Raw genomic sequence first — 6,094 nt, 5'->3', positions numbered from 1 at the left:
GTAAAACAACCGAACAAAGCTAAAGTTACCACCATCCCTTAAAAATCTCACAAAGGTAAGTAAAGTAACCGATATAGCCGTAAAAGCCGGGCTTTCTTTGTCTGAATCATATCGAGGGCCCCTACCCCCAGGATTTACAGGAATTGAGGATTTCAAGTATATTGGTTTCAATCCACTGTAGGGACAGGTCGCGACCTGCCCCTACTGGATGCGTTCTTCCAGTTCCAGGTCCGTCTCCCTTCCGGAAATGGCCATCAGGCCTGCAAAAGTCAGGAAGCCGTTCAGGATCAGGACTTCAAAACCGAACTCATATCCATAAAACCAGTCGGCGGAGTTGGCGCTGATGATGTAGGTGAGGAGCGGGGCTACCAGGCAGATAGCCGGCACAAAACGATCACGCACTGTGCGGCGAGTATAGAGGCCGAAGGTGTAGAGACCCAGCAGCGGTCCATAAGTATAGCCAGCTATTTTTAACACAGTGGTGATCAGGCTTTCGCTGTTCAGCGCCTCAATTGCCAGAATGACAAGCCCGATCAAGACCGAGAAACCCAGGTGCACCATGTAGCGCAGGCGTACCCGCTCGTGCTCGCTCCGATCTTTGAAATTGAGAAAGTCCACGCAAAAGGAGGTAGTCAGGGAAGTCAGGGCAGAGTCAGCGGAGGCATACGCAATGGCAATGATGCCCAGGATGAAGGCGATCCCCACTATGGGCGGGAAATGATTCAGGGCCAGGTAGGGGAATACATCATCGCCGCGGCCCGGCAGAGCGATACCCTTATCGGAGGCATACAGGTAGAGCAAGGCACCTAAGGCCAGCAACAGGATGAATACCACCACCAGGATCAGGCTGAACCAGAACATGTTTTTCTGCGCCTCGCCAAGGTTTTTGCAGCTCAGGTTCTTCTGCATCATGTCCTGGTCCAGCCCCGTCATCGCGATGGTGATAAAGGCGCCCGAGAAAAACTGCTTCAAAAAATAGTCGTTGTCTTTATAATCCCAGTTGAAGACCTGCGAATAGTCGCTGGCCGAGATCGTGTCGACCATGCCCTGGAATCCCAGATTCAGTTCATCCGAAACGATCCAGATACAGGCCGCCACCGCCAGCAGCATGGCAGATGTCTGGAAAGTATCGGTCCAGATGATGGTTTTCATGCCCCCCCGGAAGGTATAGACCCAGATCAGCAGGATCGTGATACCAACCGTGACCGAAAACGGAATGCCTATCTCATCAAACACGGCCAACTGAAGCACGCTGGCCACCAGGAACAGGCGTATAGCAGAGCTCAGCGTGCGCGAAAGCAGGAAGAAAGCAGCCCCTGTCTTATAGGACCAGAAGCCGAAGCGCTGCTCCAGATAGGTATAGATCGAAACTAAGTTGAGGCGGTAATAGAGCGGAAGCAGCACGTTGGCAACCACAAAATAGCCGGCCAGGTAGCCCAGCACGATCTGCATGTACGAAAACTGCATATCCCGCACCATGCCCGGCACCGACACAAACGTCACCCCGGACAGGGTAGCGCCGATCATGCCAAAGGCCACCACATACCAGGGCGACTTCCGGTTCGCCAGGAAAAAGGTGTCGGAGTCGGTGTTCCTACTGGTGAGGAAAGAAATCAGGATGAGTATGCAAAAGTAGCCGATGATCAGGCTGATGATGAGCGTTGCAGACATGAGGAAGGCCGTTGGTAAATTGCCCTGTCAGGACAGGCCTGCAAATATAGCACGCAGGATTGATTTTCGGACTACGCCAGCTCCTGCAACAGCACCTGCTCCCCAATGGCAGGTATACGCAGCCCGCGGATCATGCCCGCTGCAGCGATCTGCTCCAGCAGCCGAACCGGCTCGCCCGGCGGCTCATCTGACAGGTCGAAGGTGCCGTAATGCATCGGAATAAAGGTGCCGCCGCGCAGCACGTTGTAGGCTCGCACCGCCTCATGCGGATTCAGGTGGCTCTTCTGCATCAGGAAGTTCGGTTTGTACGCCCCGACCGGCAGCAGGCAAACGTCCATCGGACCAAAGAGCTCCTGTATCTCTTCAAAATGCCCGTTGAAACCGGTATCCCCGGCAAAATACAGCTGCCGGTCGCCGGACTTGATCAGAAAGCTTCCCCACAACACCTTGTTCATGTCAAAGGCACCGCGTCGGTGCCAGTGCGAGGCGGGCAGAAAATAAACTTCGATCCCCTGGGGTGTCATGTCAAACTTCTGGTACCAGCCTGCCTCCTGGTAAGGGAGATGCGGCTCGGCACTCCGCAGCAAGTCTCCTGCCCGTAGGGGAGCGAGTGCTTTCAGGGTGGGGTTGTGCTGGTAGAGGGTATGGATGGATCTGGAGTCGAGGTGGTCGCGGTGCCCGTGTGAGAGCAGCAGGAAATCTATACCTGTCAGTTGCTCCGGGTTGCAGGGCAGGCCGACGCGCCTCGGCAGCAGGGGCAGATCATACAACACCGGGTCGGTGAGGAAGGTGACGCCATTCACGCGAATAAAGAAGCTGGAATGACCCAGCCAGACCACCATATCCTCGGTCGAGGAAATAAAGTCGGTGCCATAGACAACGCGCGGAACATAGTTATCGGCCTTTTTCTCGTCCCGCTGCGGATTCCGGGACAGCTTCCACCGAAGCACGTTGCTCAGTTCCGGCGTATAGAGTTCGCTGCCGTTCACAAACTGGCCGGCTACCGTCTTGTTGCCCCGGAAGTCGGGTTTCACCACTTCAAGCCGCTCATTTTTCAGGTGTCGTACGTTTGTATTCTTTTGCCTCAAGATCTGCTCAGGTTGTTTCAGGAAATATAAACTGTTTAACGCAGTTTTAGGTTAATGTGTGTGTGGAAATGCGTAAAAATTTAGTTTTGTGAAATAAAAAAAGCGCTTTCCCGGGTCAGAGAAAGCGCTTTTTTTATTTTGTTTCGCAGCGTATAACGCGCTGTGAATTAGTACCAGAAAGCACTGTTTCTGCCTCCAAAGCCACCGTTGTGAAAGGGGCTGTAGAAGGGTGAAGCCCCATCGGAATAGCGCATAGCCCCCGACACAGAAAAGTGTTCTGTTATCTTATAGGTAGCCCGCATGTCTACTCCCATTTTACCTGGGTGCATGAAATTGGTGTAGGCCGGGTTTTGAGCCGGCACATTGGCCAGGTCCTTCCAGATACTTCCGCTCAGTACCAGGCGATCATTCACCAGGTACTCCACCCCGGCATTCACCAGGTAGTGGTTGCCCGGGCCGGTGCGGCGCATGATGGTACCGCCCTCGGGCGTAGACGCTGCATACTGCTGCGACATAACGGACATATAGGTCAGGCTACCAAATGCCCTGAAACGGGGACTGATCTGGTAGCGAACGGAAGGCTCGAGGTACGTGGCACCAAAGCCACTGCCAAAGCTCGCGCCTGCTGACAGGCTGTAGCTTAAGCGGTTGGCCGGCATGCTCAGCATCGATGGTTTTCTTTCTGTCTGCGGTGCAGGTTGTTCCTGTACTGCAGGGACAGGTGCCGCGTCCAGGCTGGCTTTCTGCTGCCCCTCCGTCGACTGCGCCATGGCAGTGCCGGCAAAAAGCAGGCTGCAGGCAAGTATGGTTCTGACTATTATTTTCACGTGAAAAAAATCTAGGTATCGGTCGTACTAAGTTAGCGCTCAATTGCTTCAATAGCAAGCCGGGCTTCTCTTTCTCCAACGGGGGGAAGGCGCTTTTGTTGTTTCGTGCTGGCCCCTGATGTGCTTGTCAGCTAACCTGAAAGCCTTGATTTAGCGTGTTTTGGACCTGATCCAGGCCTGCCGGAACTGCTGCATGGCAGGTGTCAGCTCCTTCTTCGCTGTTTCAAAAGGGACTACTTCCAGGTCAGGAGATTCTTCCAGGATAATAGTTGCGTTTCTGACCTCGCCGAAGCGCAGGTAACTGATCGGTACACTATGTGCCGGTTTGAGTTTGCTCATGATCTGCTCCAGGTCTTTGGCCGTGCGGATCTTCTTCCTGTTCAGGCTGACAATGACATCTCCCCGGTCCAGGCCGGCTTTGTATAAGGCAGAAGTGACGACCGTGCCGTTCAGCAGTTTTGCGCCATCCTTGCTGTATTCCAGGTTCGCGGTGCCCATCGTTGGTTTGTCCGGATTGGCTTTGCGCAGTTGAAAACCGGCTTCTGCCAGCAGGGCGGCATAATCAGGTAGTTCGCTGCCGAATACGTGCCGCCGGAAGAAATCTGCTGCCCAGGTTTTGTCTTTGGTAACTTCGGCCAGTGTTTGCTCGAGGTCTGCCATGGTATAGGGCTTTTCAGATTTGCCATACTTCTGCCAGAGCGCCTGCATGTAATGGTCCAGCGTGGTGTTGAAGTCGCGTCGTAAGGTCAGATCGAGGCCCAGACCAAGCACACTACCATAGGTATAGTAAGAGATAAAAGTGTTGTGGCGGTTGACAGGATCCACGGAGCGGGCCGCATCTACAAAAGGAGCCTGCAGGCTCATCTCCACCAGGCTGTTGTAGTGCCGCCCCGGATACAGTAAAACATAGTTCAGGTTGCCTGCCAGGTTATCGGCATATTTTTTTGTGTCGTAAAGGCCGCTGCGGTGCATGGTCAGGTCGCCGTAGTAGGAGGTAAAGCCTTCGGCCAGCCACAATGCCTCCGACATGTTGGCGCGCTGAAAATCAAAGGGTTCTAAGCTTTTGGGGCGTATGCGCTCCACATTCCAGGCATGGAATAACTCGTGCGATACCGTGTTCAGTTGCCCAGCCATGGCGGTAGCCAGTGGCCTGGAACTGGTGAGGATGGTGGAGTTGCGGTGCTCCATACCGTCGCCCGCCGCTTGCGGCATATAGCAGCCAATGAAGGTATAGCGGCCAAAATCAAAATCCGGCAGCTCCCCGAAAATCGCCTGCTGTTCCGCTACGATTTGCTTAGTCTTGGACACATATTCCTCAAACTGCGCCCGGTTGCCTTTGTGATGCAAGGCAACCTGTATTGTTTTGTTTTTGCCTCTGTCAGCCACTGTCCACTCGGCCAGCTCAAAATTGCTGAGCTCCGCCGGGCTATCCATCAGGTACTGAAAGTCAGGAGCAGAGAGGGTAGAGTCTGATTCCGGTTTCAGCTGCGTTGCGATCTTCCAGTTACTTTCCTGTGGCACCCGGAAGGTGACCCGGGCAGGCGCCTTCTCAAAACCCCTGGCATAAAGTAAAGTGGCGGGCATGTTGAGGTGAGCGTGGGTTTCATCTATGCTGGCATAGGTCCCATCGGTGTGATCGCCAAACAAGGTATAGCTCACAGTCACATCACCCGCGTGGCCGGTAATGTCCCACTGGTTCGGATTTGGCCGGCTGATGCGCAACGGATTGCCCTTGCTGTCGGTGGCTTTTACGCTGTATACGTTTTTGGCAAACTCATGCAGCGCGTAGCGGCCGGGAGAACTGCGGCTCATCAGCACCTGGAGCGTGTCGGAAGTTACTCCGGAGAAAGTGGCACTTATCTGCGCTTCGTGGTGAACGGCATTGGGAAAAGAGAGGTGGTAACTTACCTGCTGTTGCGCTAATAAGGGCGTAAGGGTGAAGGACAGGGCAGCGCATACTACGCTGAGAAGTCTGTTTGGCATATGGAAGGGAGATGTTTTTTTAAAAGTATGGAATTTAATGATAAGTTGGTAATGGTGTTTTGGAGGTATAGCTTTTAGCTAAAGGCTATACCTGCTGGTAAAGCGCCTTTTGCTGGCGTAGCTGTCTGTATTCCAATGCCCTTTTACTTCTTGTTTCATAGTTGGCTGTGGAGCGCTCTAAGCCGCGGGGCATCGTCCTTTGGCATCGCGCTGTGTATCACACCTGCCTAACGGCCGCCACTGCCGTGGCACCGGTATGCTACAAGGCGCTCAACCCAAGACTGGGTGAAGTTGAGTAGTAACTGCCTCTACAGCTGGAACAGTTCATGAGATGGCTATACCTGTTCCAACCACCCCTGCCCCTCCTTGGCTAAGGAGGGGAGCCTGTCTTTACGGTTTGACAGCTTCTTGTTCATAGCTACTGTAAAACACCCCTATGTTCCCCTCAAGGGGACAATCTCTGCACGAACAGGTATAGCCAACAAGTATAGCCGACAGGTATAGCAGACTAACTTACAACCTCCG

The 6,094-nt window shown here is 53.7% G+C and carries 4 protein-coding genes; all 4 read right to left on the bottom strand.

Annotated elements, in window-relative coordinates; genetic code table 11:
• Positions 1-201: 201 nt before the first annotated feature.
• The 4 genes from OB13_RS07435 to OB13_RS07420 all read right to left on the bottom strand — a co-directional run bounded on the left by OB13_RS07435 (position 202) and on the right by OB13_RS07420 (position 5,569).
• Positions 202-1,671 (bottom strand): sodium:solute symporter, encoded by a 1,470-nt coding sequence (locus tag OB13_RS07435; protein ID WP_461489525.1) that lies wholly within the window; start codon positions 1,669-1,671, stop codon positions 202-204.
• A gap of 71 nt (positions 1,672-1,742) precedes the next feature.
• A complete protein-coding gene (locus OB13_RS07430; protein ID WP_461489524.1) occupies positions 1,743-2,759 on the bottom strand; it encodes an MBL fold metallo-hydrolase in 1,017 nt (338 codons plus the stop codon).
• Positions 2,760-2,926: 167 nt separating this feature from the next.
• Entirely contained in the window at positions 2,927-3,586 is a 660-nt protein-coding gene (locus OB13_RS07425; RefSeq protein WP_461489523.1) for a hypothetical protein, read from the bottom strand.
• A 150-nt stretch (positions 3,587-3,736) separates the two neighbouring features.
• Entirely contained in the window at positions 3,737-5,569 is a 1,833-nt protein-coding gene (locus OB13_RS07420) for a M61 family metallopeptidase (RefSeq protein WP_461489522.1), read from the bottom strand.
• Positions 5,570-6,094 lie beyond the last annotated feature (525 nt).

The sequence above is a fragment of the Pontibacter sp. HJ8 genome, from assembly GCF_054824225.1.
Note: the sequence above shows the minus strand (reverse complement) of the source record. Positions and strands in the feature narration are given on the sequence as shown.